At 50.2% G+C, this 15,718-nt stretch carries 14 protein-coding genes; 11 read left to right on the forward strand and 3 right to left on the reverse strand.

Annotated elements, in window-relative coordinates; translation table 11 throughout:
* The first annotated feature begins 300 nt into the window (after positions 1-300).
* Positions 301-1,863 (forward strand): DUF6600 domain-containing protein, encoded by a 1,563-nt coding sequence (locus BOC67_RS04795; protein WP_291907901.1) that lies wholly within the window; start codon positions 301-303, stop codon positions 1,861-1,863.
* Between the two features lie 56 nt (positions 1,864-1,919).
* Here the strand turns inward: BOC67_RS04795 and BOC67_RS04800 are convergent, their stop codons facing one another.
* Together BOC67_RS04800 and BOC67_RS04805 are read right to left on the reverse strand one after the other, a co-directional pair.
* Positions 1,920-2,429, reverse strand: a complete 510-nt coding sequence (locus BOC67_RS04800) for a GNAT family N-acetyltransferase (protein ID WP_291907903.1) — start codon at positions 2,427-2,429, stop codon at positions 1,920-1,922.
* A 63-nt stretch (positions 2,430-2,492) separates the two neighbouring features.
* Positions 2,493-3,113 carry a hypothetical protein gene (locus BOC67_RS04805; RefSeq protein ID WP_291907906.1) on the reverse strand — a complete coding sequence of 207 codons (621 nt, stop codon included), beginning with the start codon at positions 3,111-3,113 and terminating at the stop codon, positions 2,493-2,495.
* An 83-nt stretch (positions 3,114-3,196) separates the two neighbouring features.
* On the opposite strand from BOC67_RS04805, the gene BOC67_RS04810 reads away from it, so the two are divergent.
* The 8 genes from BOC67_RS04810 (at position 3,197) to BOC67_RS04845 (ending at position 13,451) form a co-directional block, all read left to right on the forward strand.
* Positions 3,197-4,360, forward strand: coding sequence for a hypothetical protein (locus tag BOC67_RS04810; protein WP_291907907.1), 1,164 nt, complete (start codon positions 3,197-3,199; stop codon positions 4,358-4,360).
* Positions 4,361-4,626: 266 nt separating this feature from the next.
* Positions 4,627-6,750, forward strand: a complete 2,124-nt coding sequence (locus BOC67_RS04815; RefSeq protein ID WP_291907908.1) for a hypothetical protein — start codon at positions 4,627-4,629, stop codon at positions 6,748-6,750.
* A 117-nt stretch (positions 6,751-6,867) separates the two neighbouring features.
* Positions 6,868-8,829: a DNA polymerase III subunit gamma/tau gene (locus BOC67_RS04820; protein WP_291907910.1), complete on the forward strand. Its 1,962-nt coding sequence runs from the start codon at positions 6,868-6,870 to the stop codon at positions 8,827-8,829.
* Positions 8,830-8,943: 114 nt separating this feature from the next.
* Positions 8,944-10,578: a pyruvate dehydrogenase complex dihydrolipoamide acetyltransferase gene (locus BOC67_RS04825; protein WP_291907911.1), complete on the forward strand. Its 1,635-nt coding sequence runs from the start codon at positions 8,944-8,946 to the stop codon at positions 10,576-10,578.
* Positions 10,579-10,911: 333 nt separating this feature from the next.
* A complete protein-coding gene (locus BOC67_RS04830) occupies positions 10,912-11,418 on the forward strand; it encodes a GbsR/MarR family transcriptional regulator (protein ID WP_367115521.1) in 507 nt (168 codons plus the stop codon).
* A 57-nt stretch (positions 11,419-11,475) separates the two neighbouring features.
* A complete protein-coding gene (locus BOC67_RS04835; protein WP_291907915.1) occupies positions 11,476-12,420 on the forward strand; it encodes a TIGR01777 family oxidoreductase in 945 nt (314 codons plus the stop codon).
* Positions 12,421-12,438: 18 nt separating this feature from the next.
* On the forward strand, positions 12,439-12,813 hold the full coding sequence (locus tag BOC67_RS04840; protein WP_291907916.1) for a CoA-binding protein: 375 nt from the start codon (positions 12,439-12,441) through the stop codon (positions 12,811-12,813).
* 164 nt (positions 12,814-12,977) lie between these two features.
* A complete protein-coding gene (locus tag BOC67_RS04845; RefSeq protein ID WP_291907918.1) occupies positions 12,978-13,451 on the forward strand; it encodes a ribonuclease H-like YkuK family protein in 474 nt (157 codons plus the stop codon).
* A 170-nt stretch (positions 13,452-13,621) separates the two neighbouring features.
* Here the strand turns inward: BOC67_RS04845 and yihA are convergent, their stop codons facing one another.
* Positions 13,622-14,230, reverse strand: a complete 609-nt coding sequence (yihA, locus tag BOC67_RS04850) for a ribosome biogenesis GTP-binding protein YihA/YsxC (protein WP_291907920.1) — start codon at positions 14,228-14,230, stop codon at positions 13,622-13,624.
* A gap of 56 nt (positions 14,231-14,286) precedes the next feature.
* Here yihA and ubiE point away from each other — a divergent pair, with 56 nt between their 5' ends.
* Positions 14,287-15,033: a bifunctional demethylmenaquinone methyltransferase/2-methoxy-6-polyprenyl-1,4-benzoquinol methylase UbiE gene (ubiE, locus tag BOC67_RS04855; protein WP_291907922.1), complete on the forward strand. Its 747-nt coding sequence runs from the start codon at positions 14,287-14,289 to the stop codon at positions 15,031-15,033.
* Positions 15,006-15,707: a porin family protein gene (locus BOC67_RS04860; protein WP_291907924.1), complete on the forward strand. Its 702-nt coding sequence runs from the start codon at positions 15,006-15,008 to the stop codon at positions 15,705-15,707. Before ubiE ends, BOC67_RS04860 begins: the two co-directional genes overlap by 28 nt.
* Positions 15,708-15,718: the final 11 nt, after the last annotated feature.

Here is a 15,718-nt window from a genome sequence, read left to right on the forward strand (position 1 = left end):
ACAGAAAATGTTTTTTCCTTTAATAAAAAAAGGAACAAATATATGTAATTAAAAAGGGCTGTAACGTTTTACATTTCAACGTTTATGAAGCACTCAAAAAATTTGGAATCCTTTTTGCATACTATGTTTCAGCGATGCTAAAACAACGAAATTTTCTTTAGCAAAGCGTTAACAATTTTTACTAAAAAGCGATTAGACAACTGCCTTTTAGACCGTACCGGAAAGAATCCTTATATGTGAGCTTCATTATCAATCCTCAGACAGTCTAAATACCAGGAGCCAATCATTAAAAACAGGAGTATGAAAATGTTGATAAAAAAATCTCTTATCCCATTTCTTGCCGTCTCCATGTTCCTGACAAGCTGCGCCAGCACCTACTACGCCTCCGGCGATTACAACAGCGGTTATAACAATGGATACGGATCCGGCCTTCAGGTAAGTGGCGGCGTATCTTTTTATGATGCGTTGAGTCCTTACGGCCGCTGGATAAATTACCCCGGTTACGACCAGGTTTGGATTCCTAATATGGGCTCCAACTGGCAGCCTTATTCCACCGGTGGTCACTGGGTTTATACTGACTATGGATGGACGTGGGCTTCCGATTATTCATGGGGATGGGCGCCGTTTCACTACGGTCGCTGGATGTTTGACAACCGTTACGGTTGGATGTGGATACCGGGTTATGAATGGGGTCCGGCATGGGTCGACTGGCGTACAGGCGGCGATTACTGGGGCTGGGCGCCGTTGGGTCCTTCCGGTGTGTCCATCAATATCAATTTCTGGACTTTCGTAAACAGACAGTATATCGGTAGTTCCAGGATCAATAACTATTACATGGATCGTGGCCGGAATAACTACTACATCAACAACACCACCATCATCAATAATACCACTGTTTACAACAACAGCCGTATTAACCGTGGTCCTGCCGCACCTGCCAACGTAAGGCCGGTACGACTCACCGATGCCACCAGGCCGGGCGCCAGCCGGATTAACAACAACCAGCTGCAAATGTACCGCCCGGATGCACAAGCCATCCGCCGCGGCAGAGAACAGGACAACAACCGTTACAACGGTGGCAGCAGGGTAAACCAGGGTAATGACAACCGTAACAGCACGCTCCCTGCCAACAACAACAATGGCAGACCATCCAGGGTGCAGGATAATAACAACAACTTCCCTGGCAACAATAATAACAACGGCAGACCGTCCAGGGTACAGGATAACAACAATAACTTCCCTGGCAACAACAATGGCAATAACAACAACAGGCCGTCCAGGGTGAACCCGGGCAATAACAACGGGAACAACAACTTCCCGGCTCCGGTTAACAACAATAACAACGGCCGACCATCCAGGGTAAACACCAATAACAATAACCTGCAGCAGGATCTGCAACGGATTCAACAGGAACAGCAACAGAGAGATCAACAGCAACGGATACAGCGAGTGCAACAGGAACAACAGATCCAGTTACAGCAGCAACGCCAGCAACAGGAACAACAGCAACGGATACAGGACCAGCAGCGCATCCAGCAGGAACAACAGCAAAGGATCATGAGAGATCAGCAGCAGCAACAAATGCAGCAGCAGCGTATGCAACAGGAACAACAGCAAAGGATTATGAGAGAACAGCAGCAGCAACAAATGCAGCAGCAGCGTATGCAACAGGAACAACAGCAAAGGGTAATGAGGCAACAGCAGCAGGAACAGCAACGCATCCAGCGCCAGCAACAGGAACAACAGGCCAGACAAGTACAACAACAGGCGCAGCAACGCGTGGAACGTTACCAGCCTGCCGCTCAACCTTCCAGGACTAATAACGGAGGCGGTGGAGAAAGGCCAAGACGTGGCGACAGATAAATTACTGGTGTTATAAAATTAAAAGCTCCGCAGCCATCATGGTTGCGGAGCTTTTTTTATAACTGGTAAATTTCGCTGTAAAGGGTTTGTTTGATGGCTATGAAGTCCATGCCGGGCGGCAGGTTCAGGTACATCAACCGCAGCTGCAACGGCGGGTAACCCGGGTGATAAGGCGGTTGCTCGTAATAATCAGGAAAGGTCCGGTACCCCAGCCGCTCGTAAAAATTAATACGGCGTATAGCCTGCTCCGTATCCGGCGGCTCTACTTCCAGCACGATCGTTTTTAATGCCGCTTCCATTTGCCGCATCACGGCAGTGCCGGCGCCGCCGCCTCTTGCGGCCGGCTCAATGGCGAAATGCTCTACGAAGGCAAAACGGGGCAGCGCCCAGTAAAAGATAAACCCGGCGTATTGCTCCTGGCTTTGAATTTCGAATAAACGTAGTTTGCCGGCTGCCAGTAATTTCAGCTGGGCCGGCCAGGGGCGGCGTTCCGCGAGGGGGAAGGCGGTTTCGTATAAGTCCCGGATAGCAGCAGTGGGTTGGTGTAGCGGGTGTAAAGTGATCATGCGTAAAGTTACTGATTCCCGGATATTAGCGCGACAGGCGGGTGATGCGCTAAAAACTGAAAATCATTGCTGCATCGCCGGCGCCGCCGGCACACATGCATACGGATCCGGCGTCCCCGGCGCCGCCTTCTTATCCGCCGACCAGCAGAAATTCATCGCCTGGCTGGTAATACTCACCAGTTTTACCCTCGCCTTAGTGCCTTTCCTGCTGTTGGATGCAGCCAGCGTTTGCTGGCCCTGGGCGGGAATATTCTTAATGGCATATTGCTCCGTCTTAAACACCTCGTCATTATTGCGCAAATACTGCAGCGTCACCACTACATTCTCCAACGGGTAATCCGTTTGATTTCGCACAATAATGCTCAAATCCTTGATACCGCCCAGGAACCCGGTGCGGTAATCGTTTAGCGATACGGTGATGAACTGTTGCCAGTTTTGCCGGAAGTACAACCGCCGGTCTACAAATTGGGCATTCACCCGTTGCTGTATATCTTTGCGGTCTGAAATCTGCTGGGCAACCCGTCCGGATTGATCAAGGCTCCTTCTCAGATCACGGTTTTCATTGTGCAGGCGCTCATTTTCAGCCAATATTTTACGTACATCCTTTTGCTGGCGGCAGTAGCCCAGGCCCAGGATCGCCAATAGCAGTACCAGTACCGAGGGGATAATGTATTGTTGTTTCATACGAGCAGCACATGAAAAAATGATGCCAGCAGCCGAATCATTGTATCAAAAAGGATTTTTATACATTTGCACAAATAGTCCCTATGGATTTGATAATTGTTGATAACGAAACAAAAGCAAGGCAATTTCTGGATGTACATATACAGCTGAACAAAGATGTTCCCGGCTGGATAAGGCCTTTGGATAAAGATATCAACCAGGTTTTTGACCCGGAGCATAACAAGGCTTTCAGGCATGGGGAATGCATCCGCTGGATTTTGAAGGACGATCAGGGAAAGCTGATAGGCAGGCTCGCAGCCTTTGTCAATAAAAAATATAAAAATAAAGGCGATACCTGCAGCGTAGGCGGCGTAGGCTTTTTTGACTGCATCGACGACCAGGCAGCCGCCAACCTGCTGTTTGACACGGCGAAAAAATGGCTGGCCGACAGAGGGATGGGCGCTATGGACGGCCCGATCAACTTCGGGGAACGTAACAACTGGTGGGGCCTGCTCACAGAAGGCTTTCATGAACCGCTGTACGGCATGAACTTCAATCCGCCTTACTATAAACAGCTGATGGAAAATTACGGTTTCCGCCTGTTCTTCAACCAGGTGTGCTACGGCATGAAAGTGCACGACCAGCTGCAGGATAAGTTTTACCAACGCCATGCGGCACTGGCGCAAGATCCCGGCTTCAGGTCCGAACAGCTGAAAAAAAGCGACCTGGCCCGCTATGCAAGGGACTTCTCCATCGTGTACAACAAAGCCTGGGCAAAACATGCCGGCGGTAAAGATATGACGGAACAGCAGGCCAAACTGCTGTTCAAGCAAATGAAACCATTGATAGACGAGCGCCTCGCCTGGTTTATCTACTACAATGACGAACCAATCGGCGCATGGCTCAACCTCCCGGACCTGAACCAATACATCAAACACTTCGATGGTAAGTTCGGCCTGTTGCAGAAGCTCAAGTTCCTTTGGATGAAAGCCACACAGGCAAATAAGAAGTTCGTCGGCATTCTCTTCGGCATCGTGCCCGAGTTCCAGGGCAAAGGCGCTGACGCTTACCTCATCATTGAAGGAGCAAAGGTGATCCAGAACCAGACCCCGTATCAGGCCTACGAAATGCAATGGATCGGGGATTTCAATCCAAAAATGATCAACGTGGCGGAGAGCCTCGGCGCCACGCCTACGCGTACGCTCACCACTTACCGTTACCTGTTCGACCGGAATGCCCCATTCGAAAGGCATCCGATCCTCAACTAATCTTATCGTGTTAACATATTAAAGCAGCGGATATGTGTTTAAAACACCGTATCCGCTGCTTTTTATTTTGCCCCAAATCCTATAAAATAAATACATATAATAAAAAAATATCTAACTATTTAACAGCCTAAGCAGTTAAATATCAGCAATTTCAAGGGTACCATATCTTCATCCGGTAGGCTTTCCCTTCAACATTTTTCCGGGTTAATGTGTCTAATATAAATCCCTAAACAAGTAACCATCGTATTTAAATCATAGGATATGTTATGACCAACTTAAACCCGGATCCCAGGGCGGATACTGCCCGCGTGATCTCTGCCGCCACGTTTTCATCAAGACAACAACTGATAAAAGTACTCGGCTATATCATTTTGTTTTTTTTGTTGTACGTGGCATTAGTATTCACCGCGATAGCGCTTGCAATAGGCTGTATTGCAGGCGGCATAGCCCTTATGCGCTATTATGGCTTACTCTCTGTTATTCCGGGAATTGCAGGAATTATACTGGGCTGCAACATTTTATTTTTCCTGGGGCGATTCTTATTTCACCGTAGCCAACCGGTGAACCCTTACCGCTTACCACTGGACCTGAAGGAACATCCGAAACTCACGATATTTTTACAGCAGCTGGTGGAGGAAACCCGGAGCAGGTTTCCCCGCAAGGTCTTCCTGGTGCCGGATGTAAGCATTACCCTCTTTTATCATTCCAGCTTTTTCCACCTCTTCTGGCCCCTGCGTAAAAACCTGGAAATTGGCCTCGGGCTGGTAAACAGCGTAAATATCAGCGAATTCCGCATGCTGGCAGCAAGGGAATTCGGGCATTTTTCAGGAGGCAGCCTCCGGTTAAGCAGTTATGTTTATGGGCTGAATAAGCTGTTGCACAATATGCTGTACGAAAACGACGGGTGGAATGAACTCGCGCGCTACCGCCACAGCGGCAGCATCGCCGGCTTTTTCATTCATATCACCTGTTGGGTGATCACCTCCATTCAGTTGCTACTGCGCCGGTCGTACCAACTGATCAACCGGGAATACCAGCAGGTCAGCCGGGACCTCGAACTGCAGGCGGACGATATTGCCGTCCATGCCGCCGGCACCACCGCCGCGCTCAGCGCCATCCGCCGCGCGGATATCGGCAGCTACTGCATGGACCACTGCCTGCACAAAATGCCGGAACTCTTTGACCATAAACAACGGTTTCAAAATATTTTCCAGGTCCAGCGCCAGCTGATCCGGTATTATACCCTGCAAAGCTATGCAGCGCTGGATAAGGAAGGATTGCCCGTGGTGTCCGGGCCGTGTAATAAAGTACACCTCAAAAGCAGGGTGCAGCTGCGGCACGACTGGGCCATGCAGCCCAACACGGAATCCCGGGTGGACAGGTACCTGGAAGCGGACATCGACAAGGAAGTAATTACCGACAGCGCCTTGCGGCTCTTCTCCACCCCCCAGGCCCTCCAGGAGCAGGTGACCAACCGGGTGTACGAAGTACTCACGCTGGAAAGCACGGATTTTGACTGGATGTGCCCCCAGCGCTATGTAACAGAACTGGAACAACGGCACCGGATATACGAATTCCCGAAGGCCTTTAACGACTATTACGACAACCGCGCCTTCACCCATACGGATATACGATTACTGCAACCGCTGAACCCCGAGGAAATGAACCGCATCAGCTTTGCAGGCCTGTATCATCCGGAGGTGGTGCTGCGGATGCGCACCTATTACCGGGATTACCAGGATTCAGAAACCCTGCAGGCGATCGCCCTGCAGCAGTTGCAAACCCCTCATTTCGAATTTGACGGGAAGCGCTACCGGGCCTGCAAAGCCCAGCGCATCGCCACCAGGCTGGCAGCTCATGTGGAGCTGGAACAGCAATGGCTGGCCGCCAACGATATACTCGCCTGCCGTTATCACTACACCCAGGCCTTGCAGCTGGGCGGCAACCTGGCGGAAGACATGGTACAGCAATACCAGCAGATACTCGACTACCAGCGGGATGCCGTGCGACTGAGCGACCTCGTGATCCGCGTCATACACAGCATCAGCATTATCTTCAGCCCCGGCAGCTACACCATGGATGCCGCTTTGCCCTTTTTCGAAGCCTTGTCCGCCGATGCCGCCGAGTTCCGGAAATTGCTCCTGCACGCGACCACCTGCCCTGCGGTAGCCGCCAATCTCCCCCCGGAAATTAACGCCAGTATTGAACATTTCAGGCTGCACGACTGCGAATTCCTGCACGACGGTATCCCCGACTATGTGGCCATAAAGGAATTGCACGATATCAGCAGCTCCCTGATGGAACATTTAAATAACTGCATCATCCTCATGAAGAAAAACTACCTGGAGTTAATATTGGAAATAGACGCGAGGCACGCCGTAACCGACTAATTTACATCTATATATAAAAAATTAATTATCAATATTTTTTGATAAGAAATGGCTTAGAAAACTAAAACTCGGAATGTTATTCGTAATTTCGGCGCTCGCCGAAAGCGTAGCAGTTATATGGAGAATTTTATCGTTTCAGCCCGTAAGTACCGTCCGCAAAACTTTTCAACAGTAGTAGGGCAATCGCATATTACCACCACGTTAAAGAATGCCATCCGCAATCATCAGCTGGCACACGCGTTCCTTTTCTGTGGACCCAGAGGGGTTGGTAAAACCACCTGCGCCCGTATCCTTGCAAAGACGATAAACTGTGAGAACCTGCAGCCGGATGGAGAGGCATGTAATGAATGCCATTCCTGTAAATCCTTCAACGAAGGCAGTTCCTTCAACATCCACGAGCTGGATGCGGCGTCCAACAACTCGGTAGACGATATCCGCACCCTGGTGGAGCAGGTACGCTTTGCACCGCAAGCCGGTAAATACAAGATCTATATCATAGACGAGGTGCACATGCTGAGTTCCTCCGCATTCAACGCCTTCCTCAAAACCCTGGAAGAGCCGCCCTCCTATGCCATATTCATATTAGCGACTACAGAAAAACACAAGATATTACCTACCATCCTGAGCCGGTGCCAGATCTTTGATTTTAAACGCATCACCATCCAGGACACGGTAGATCACCTGCAGGACATCTGTAACAAGGAAAACATCCAGGCCGAATCCGATGCCTTACACCTGGTGGCGCAGAAGACGGATGGTTGCATGCGCGACTCCCTGAGTACCCTGGATAAGATTGTAAGCTTCACTGCCGGCCACCTGACCTATCAGAACACGCTGGAACACCTCAATATCCTCGACTATGATTATTATTTCAAGGTCATGGACATGGTATTGAACCAGGATGTAGCCTCATCGCTTTTATTATTTGATGAGATCCTGCAGAAAGGGTTCGAGGGCGATAACTTCCTGGGCGGATGGGCCGAGTTCCTCCGCAACCTCTTGCTGAGTAAGGAAGAGAAGGCGGTGCACCTCGTGGAAGTTTCCGGTAACCTGAAAGAGCGTTATAAACAACTGGCCGGCAAGGTGAGTCCTGCTTACCTGATCACCGCGCTGAACCTGCTCAACGAAACGGAGATCAACTACCGCATGGCCCGCAACAAACGCCTGCACGTGGAAATGGCGCTGATAAAGCTCTGCTTCCTGCAACAGGCGGTTACTTTGGTGAGTGATGATCATACCGGCGAGGTAGCAAAAAAAAAATTAGTAGCTGACGGCAGCGCCCCGCAGAAGCTGCGCGCGCCGGTAGCCCAGCCGGTAACGGCTAAAAATATAACGGAAAGGCCAGCCACCGCCGCCAGCATCCAGTCGGCCGAAGGCCCCACCTTAACCGTACAGGAAACGCCCGTGGCAAAACCGGTGGAAGCGCCCAAACCAGCGGCGCCGGCTGCGCAACCTCAATTTTCCGCGCAGGTACACACAGCGCCGGCCGCCGGAAATACCGCCGGATCGCAGGTGGTAAAACCAACGCCAACACCGGCAGTGAAGCCTGCGGCAACCGTACCTCCGGCATCCGCCGCGATGACGCCGGGGCAAACAACGGCAACCGCTACACCCGCAGCAGGCGCCAAGCTCACCGGCCTCGCCGCCATGAAAGAGGCCATGGCCGCCAAACAACAGTCTACCGTAGTGGCGGAAGCCAAGCCGCTGACCGCCGGCGCACTGGAAGTTTACTGGGAGGAGTTCATTGACCGCTACCGCCAGGCCAACAAAATGACCGTGGTAAGTAACCTGGCGTTGGCCGTGCTGAAAATCCTGAACCCCGATGAGATCGGCATTGTGAGCAGGAACATTGTACAGTTCCGGTTCATGGAAGAAGAAAAGCTGGTCATCTCCGAGTTCTTCAAACAGAAATTTAACAATGCAGGGCTGATCCTGACCCTTCAGCTGGATGAAACCCAGCAGGCGCAGGACATCGGGCCCGCTCCGCTGAGCAGCAGGGAGCAATTCCAGCAGCTGGTGGAAAAGTATCCTTTGGTCAAGGAGCTGAAGGATCGGTTAAATATGGAGCTGGATTTTTAGCGTATTAATAATATTATATCCCTATTCATTAGATATTTTTAAACAGTTTAAAATTCCTTCTTTGCGTTTTTGCGCAAAAACATGTAGGTTTGAACAAAATTTTGAATAAACACTATGGCAGAAGTTATCAGAATGCCCCTTTTGAGTGATACTATGACTGAAGGGGTGATTGCGGAATGGCATAAAAAGGTGGGCGATACCGTAAAAGCAGACGATGTTATTGCTGAAGTGGAAACGGACAAAGCAACGATGGAAGTAATGGGTTACGTAGAAGGAACCATTTTATACATCGGTGTGGAGAAGGGGAAAGCAGCTAAGGTTAATGAAATCATTGCCATTGTAGGTAAACCGGGCGAAGATTATAAGAGCTTACTGGATGGAGGTAATAACGGAACTGCCGCTCCTGCGAAAGAGGCTGCTGCACCGGCTCCTGCGCCAGCTGCCGCACCTGCTGTTTCTGCTGCTGATGACGCTGCGGCTAAAGAAGCGCTGAAAAATGCTACCGTTATCCGTATGCCGCTGCTGAGCGATACCATGACAGAAGGTAAGATCGTAGCGTGGAATAAGAAAGTAGGCGATACTGTAAAAAGCGATGATGTACTGGCTGAAGTAGAAACCGATAAGGCGACTATGGAAGTGGTAGGCTATGCCGAAGGTACATTATTATATATTGGTACTCCGGAAGGCAGTGCTGCCAAAGTAAACGGCATCATTGCCATCGTGGGTAAACCGGGAACAAACGTAGATGCTATCCTGGCTGCTGAAAAAGGCGCGTCCGCAGCTCCTGCGGCCCCTGCTGCATCTGCTCCTGCTACTGCCGCCGCCCCAGCAGCCGCTCCGGCTGAAGCGCCTGCTGCTGCAACTTCCGCAGACGGCCGTGTGAAAGCCTCCCCGCTGGCTAAAAAGATTGCACAGGAAAAAGGCATCGACATCAGTAAAGTGCCTGGTTCCGGCGACGGTGGCCGCGTGATCAAAGCCGATATCGACAACTATAAACCAAGCGCAGCGCCTGCCGCAACTACTGCCGCTCCGGCTGCCGGCGCTCCTGCATTCGTTCCGGCGGGTCAGGAAGGTTATACCGATACACCGCTGACACAAATGCGTAAAGTGATTGCAAAACGCCTGAGCGAAAGCAAATTCACTGCGCCTCACTTCTACCTGAAGATCGATGTTAACATGGATAAAGCGATGGAAGCCCGCAAAGCTATCAACGAAGTATCTCCTGTTAAGATCTCCTTCAACGACATGGTTATCAAAGCTGCTGCCCTGGCGCTGAAACAGCACCCGGATGTAAATGCAAGCTGGATGGGCGATTTCATCCGTCATAACCATCACGTACACATCGGTTCCGCCGTGGCTATCGAAGATGGCCTCATCGTGCCGGTGATCCGTTTCGCAGACCAGAAAACACTGAGCCAGATTGCCGGCGAAGCGAAAGGCCTGTACGACAAAGCGAAAAATAAAAAACTGCAACCGCAGGATTTCAGTGGTAATACCTTTACCATCTCCAACCTCGGTATGCTGGGTATAGACGAGTTCACCGCCATCATCAATCCGCCGGATTCCGCCATCCTCGCAGTAGGTAACATCAAGGAAACCGCTGTTGTGGAAAAAGGCCAGGTGAAAATCGCCAACATCATGAAGCTCACCCTCAGCTGCGACCACAGAAGCGTGGACGGAGCCGTAGGCGCACGCTTCCTGGCCACCCTGAAAGGTTACCTGGAAAACCCGGTGACAATGCTGGTATAAGCCACTGTTGTGAATTGCTGAGCTTAAAAGCATCATATACGAGTCCCGGGTCATACAACCCGGGACTTTTTTTGTGCATCCCCCCGGCTGATAAGGCGCAGTCATCCATGAAAATGCCTGTTTTTGGGGGGTTTGGGGGAAATTTTAAGGCTTTTCGGGCCGTGGTATCGTCCGTTTACCATTATTTTCCATGTATATGCCGTATTTGTCCATTTGTACGCTAATGCCCTCTCTCTCCCGGAGTTTATTTCATAAACTTTTGAAAGTTCAAAAACTTGGTTTACATTTGCCCGTAACGACATCTCAAAACGCTATAAATAAAAAGGACCTGCAATGACTCTGGAAGAAGCAAAAGCGCAGTTTATACAAACATGGGGATCACTGGGTGCACAATGGGGTATTAACCGTACTATGGCTCAGATTCACGCGTTGTTGCTGGTAATGCCGGATCCGCTGAGCGCCGACGACATCATGGAGGAACTGAACATTTCCCGCGGGAATACCAACATGAACGTCCGGGAACTCATTAACTGGGGCCTCGTGGAACGCGTGCTCATCCCCGGGGAAAGAAAAGAATTTTTTGTAGCCGAAAAAGATATCTGGAAAGTAGCCACCTATATCGCACGCGAGCGCAAGAAGCGTGAGCTGGATCCCATCATGAAAGTACTGCAACAACTGCAGCAGGCAGAAGGCGACCCTAAAGACAAGGAAATGAAAGCCTTCAAGGAGTCCATTTCCAACATTAACAAGTTTGCCCAACAAACGGATAAAACCATCTCCGCCTTCATTAAATCAGAAGAATCCTGGTTCTACAGCAGCCTGCTGAAACTCATCAAGTAATTTTTTTTGCGCCAATATTTCAATATTTACTGAAAGTTCTGAAACAAAATAGAGGTTATGAAAAATAAAAAAATAGTCATTGCAGGCGGTAGCGGGTTTATAGGCCGCAGCCTGGCCGGAATATGGGGGAACGACCACCAGGTTACCATCCTCTCCCGCCATGATCCCCAATGCCCCCATGCTGCCTGGGTACAGTGGGACGGCCTCCATACCGGCAGCTGGGCCGCCGCGCTGGAAGAGGCGGACATCCTCCTCAACCTCAGCGGCAAAAGTGTGAACTGCCGCTACAACGAAGCCAATAAAGCCGAAATCTTCCGCAGCCGCATCACGCCCACCCAAACGCTGGGCAAGGCGGTGCTGGCCTGCACCCACCCGCCAAAACTCTGGATCAACGCCGGCTCCGCCACTATCTACCGCCACGCGGAAGACCGCCCCATGGATGAATTCACCGGCGAAATAGCGAACGATTTTTCCGTACAGGTATGCAAACAGTGGGAGCAGGCATTTAACGAAATAACCCTGCCGCATACACGAAAAGCTATTCTTCGTATAGGCATTACCCTCGGCTGGGAGAAAGGCGGCGTCATGCAGCCCTTTTGCAACCTGGTGAAATTTGGACTGGGCGGCCGCCAGGGCAGCGGGTTACAGCGGTTTACCTGGGTGCATATTGCGGATGTTGCCGGTATGATCACCTGGCTCAGCGAACATCCGGCGTTGCAGGGTGTTTTTAACTGTACATCCCCGTTCCCGGTGCTCAACAAAACGTTTATGGGTACGCTCCGAAAACAGGCCGGTCATTTTGTCGGGCTGCCTGCGCCGGCCTGGCTGCTTAAACCAGGCGCTTTGCTGATTGGCACGGAAACTGAACTGTTATTGAAAAGCAGGTGGGTAGTCCCAACCAGGGCATTACAGGAAGGGTACGCATTTAAGTATCCAAAGCTGGACGCAGCCATTGCCGATATACTGCAACGCATGCCCCGGCGGCAATACCACCTCTTCTAAAAATAAAAAACTGGACTCATGGAAAATACAGACAAGAAATTGACGGTAGTGATAGGCGCTTCACCCAACCCGGAAAGATACAGCTACCTGGCAGCCACGAGGCTGAAAGCCCACGGGCATCCCGTGGTGGCCATCGGCAACCGGGAAGCCGCCATCGGAGATATTCCCATTATTACCGATCACCCGGCGCTGGAAAATGTAGATACGGTCACGTTATATATGAATCCGAAGCTACAGGAGCAGTATTACGATTATATCCTGCAACTGAAGCCACGGCGGATCATCTTTAACCCCGGCACCGAAAACCCCGCGCTGGAAGCGCTGGCGGCGCAAAACGGCATCCTGCCGCAGGAAGCTTGTACCCTGGTACTTTTAAGCACCGGGCAGTTTTAAACTGCCTGAAAATTTTCTTTAAATCTTCTTTCTGCGGTTTTAAAACGCCGTCCATTTCGTATATTCGGTACGTTAACCCATCGCCCGGACATATATCGACACGACTGGATTTACTACAAGATGTAATTGTTAATACCGCTTGTTCACCCTCTAATATATATGTTATGCAATGGAGAAGATTTAATGGAGAACTCATCCAGCTTCCCGTCAAGGAGGAAGTACGAAGGGCCATCATCCGTGAAACAGCCAATGGCTACCGCCTGAAAGTATGCATTGGTACTGATTCGCAGGTGAAAGGCCTGGACACGGAATTCGCCACCGTGATCGTATTTCTGCGGGAAGGCCATGGCGGATTTATGTTTATCCACAACGAAAAAACGAAGGACTGCTACAGCATTAAGGAACGTATGCTGGTAGAAGTAGCCAAGAGTATTGAAATCGCGTATGAGTTGTGCGACCTGTTCACCGAGTATGACGTGGATATGGAAGTGCATGCGGACATCAATACCAATCCACAGTTTAAAAGCAACCTTGCGTTGCGGGAGGCCATGGGCTATATCCTCGGGATGGGCTTTGCCTTCAAAGCCAAGCCGGAAGCCTTCGCCAGCAGCAGCTGCGCCAATAAGGTGGTGAATTAAGCTGTAAGTGTTTGTACCTCTTCACAATAAGGCCGATGCGGGCTCCCTGCACCGGCGGGGCTTTCCTCCCCCTTTAGATTAGCCGCTCCCCCTGCAATTACCGCAAAAAAAATTGTGTTGCCTTACATGCGCAGCAAATAAAACAACACAATACCTCTTAGCCTGTATGCTTACGCAATTGCCCTGAATTGCGCGTTTAACTCGTCGATATACCCGAGGATGGCATCACGGCCCGTCTTCTTCACTACGGAAGTGACGAAGTGAGGCGGCAGGAACTGCCAGGTTTCCCGCATCTTGTTCAGGAACGCTTTTACATTCCGGCTTACTTCCGCCTGGGTACTTTTGTCCGCTTTCGTGAAAACGAGGCTGAAGGGTATCTGCCATTCTCCCAGCTGATTGATGAAATCAATATCTATCTTCTGCGGGGTGTGGCGACTATCGATCAGTACGAATACATTTACCAGGTTCTCGCGTTTGCGCAGGTAGTCTTCAATCATTTTTTCCCACTGGCGGCGTTGGGACATGCTTCTTTTGGCGAAGCCATAGCCGGGCAAATCCACCAGGTACCAGGACTGATTTATGATAAAGTGGTTAATCAGCGTGGTTTTACCGGGGGTACCGGAAGTTTTGGCCAGCTTCTCGTTGTTGGTCAGCAGGTTGATCAGGGAGGATTTACCCACATTGGACCTGCCTATAAATGCATACTCAGGCCAGGTGGGCTTGGGGCATTTCTGCCAATCCGGACTACTAATAAGATATTCTGCTGTTTTGATCACCATAATAATTGCTTTGTTCGTTCCGACTAATGATCACAAATTCTGTAACTTTGCGACCTATGTCAGGTAAATTAAATGTTGAGAAGATCGTTCCTTATACGGAGTCAAAATTAAGCAAGAAGGAGCAGATAGCCACGATGTTCGATGATATTGCTCATCGGTACGACTTTTTGAATCATTTTATGTCGCTCGGAATTGATATTATCTGGCGCAAAAAAGCGCTGGGCTATCTCAAGTCCCTGCAGCCTAAACAGATGCTGGACGTGGCTACCGGCACCGGCGACTTTGCGATCATGGCGGCCAAACGCCTCCAGCCTGACCATATTACCGGCATTGATATCTCCGAGGGCATGTTATCCCACGGGCGCGAAAAGATCGGGAAAGCCGGCTTAGCCGACAAGATCAGCCTGCAGCTGGGCGATAGCGAAACAATAAGTTTCCCGGATAAAACGTTTGATGCCATAACAGTAGCCTTTGGCGTACGCAACTTTGAAAACCTGCACAAAGGCCTGACAGAAATGAATCGCGTGCTTAAGCCTGGCGGAAAATTGGTTATTCTGGAGTTTTCCAACCCCACAGTTTTCCCTATTAAGCAATTTTATAATCTGTATTTTCGTTATATAACGCCCCTGTTCGGGAAATGGATCGCTAAAAGCCAGGCTGCCTATAGCTATCTGCCAGAATCCGTGAAAGCGTTTCCCCAGGGCGAAGAAATGTGCAACATATTAAAAAACACAGGATTCCAGGCCGTTACATGCAAAACGCTCACATTCGGCATATGTTCCATCTACGTAGCCTCGTACTGACGCTACTGTTCGGGCTTGCCCTGCTGCCGGCCAAGGCGCAGCAAAACCTGAACATGCTGGAACACGATGCAAAACCCTATTACTTTGGTATTACGCTGGCTACCAACCAGTCGAATTTCCGTTTATTACATTCCCAGGCTTTCCTGCAAAATGATTCCATCTCCGTGGTGGAACCCTTGAAAACAATGGGTTTCAACCTGGGGCTGCTGGCAAACGCCCGCCTGGCGGAACATTTTGACCTGCGCCTTAACCCGCAGCTGGTATTTGCCTCCAAAAACCTTTACTACCGGGAGGCTTATCCCAAACCTACAGATACCGATAAGAAGATCGAATCCATCCTGCTGAGCTTCCCACTTCAACTGAAGTTTAAATCCGACCGTATCGGGAACATGCGCGTGTACGCAATCGGTGGAATGAAGTTTGACTATGACCTCGCGTCTAATGCGCGCGCGAAGAAAGCGGAAAACCTTATCAAAATCCGGAAGAGCGATTATGGGTATGAGGTTGGTGCAGGATTCGAGTTTTATTTCGAAAGTTTTATTTTCTCCCCAGAATTTAAAGTAAGCAACGGTATAGGAAACGTACATGTTAAAGATCCGAACCTGCGTTATTCCAATGTGATCGACAAGCTGCAATCCCATATGATCGTATTCTCCATCCACCTGGAAGGTTAATTAGCTATATT

This window comes from Chitinophaga sp. CB10 (genome assembly GCA_001870995.2).
In the GTDB taxonomy this organism is placed as follows: domain Bacteria; phylum Bacteroidota; class Bacteroidia; order Chitinophagales; family Chitinophagaceae; genus Chitinophaga.

Coding starts and splice junctions, on each gene's coding strand:
- BOC67_RS04795 (WP_291907901.1), top strand. CDS start 301: ATGAAAATGTTGATAAAAAAATCTCTTATCCCATTTCTTGCCGTCTCC.
- BOC67_RS04800 (WP_291907903.1), bottom strand. CDS start 2,429: ATGATCACTTTACACCCGCTACACCAACCCACTGCTGCTATCCGGGAC.
- BOC67_RS04805 (WP_291907906.1), bottom strand. CDS start 3,113: ATGAAACAACAATACATTATCCCCTCGGTACTGGTACTGCTATTGGCG.
- BOC67_RS04810 (WP_291907907.1), top strand. CDS start 3,197: ATGGATTTGATAATTGTTGATAACGAAACAAAAGCAAGGCAATTTCTG.
- BOC67_RS04815 (WP_291907908.1), top strand. CDS start 4,627: ATGACCAACTTAAACCCGGATCCCAGGGCGGATACTGCCCGCGTGATC.
- BOC67_RS04820 (WP_291907910.1), top strand. CDS start 6,868: ATGGAGAATTTTATCGTTTCAGCCCGTAAGTACCGTCCGCAAAACTTT.
- BOC67_RS04825 (WP_291907911.1), top strand. CDS start 8,944: ATGGCAGAAGTTATCAGAATGCCCCTTTTGAGTGATACTATGACTGAA.
- BOC67_RS04830 (WP_367115521.1), top strand. CDS start 10,912: ATGACTCTGGAAGAAGCAAAAGCGCAGTTTATACAAACATGGGGATCA.
- BOC67_RS04835 (WP_291907915.1), top strand. CDS start 11,476: ATGAAAAATAAAAAAATAGTCATTGCAGGCGGTAGCGGGTTTATAGGC.
- BOC67_RS04840 (WP_291907916.1), top strand. CDS start 12,439: ATGGAAAATACAGACAAGAAATTGACGGTAGTGATAGGCGCTTCACCC.
- BOC67_RS04845 (WP_291907918.1), top strand. CDS start 12,978: ATGCAATGGAGAAGATTTAATGGAGAACTCATCCAGCTTCCCGTCAAG.
- yihA (WP_291907920.1), bottom strand. CDS start 14,230: ATGGTGATCAAAACAGCAGAATATCTTATTAGTAGTCCGGATTGGCAG.
- ubiE (WP_291907922.1), top strand. CDS start 14,287: ATGTCAGGTAAATTAAATGTTGAGAAGATCGTTCCTTATACGGAGTCA.
- BOC67_RS04860 (WP_291907924.1), top strand. CDS start 15,006: ATGTTCCATCTACGTAGCCTCGTACTGACGCTACTGTTCGGGCTTGCC.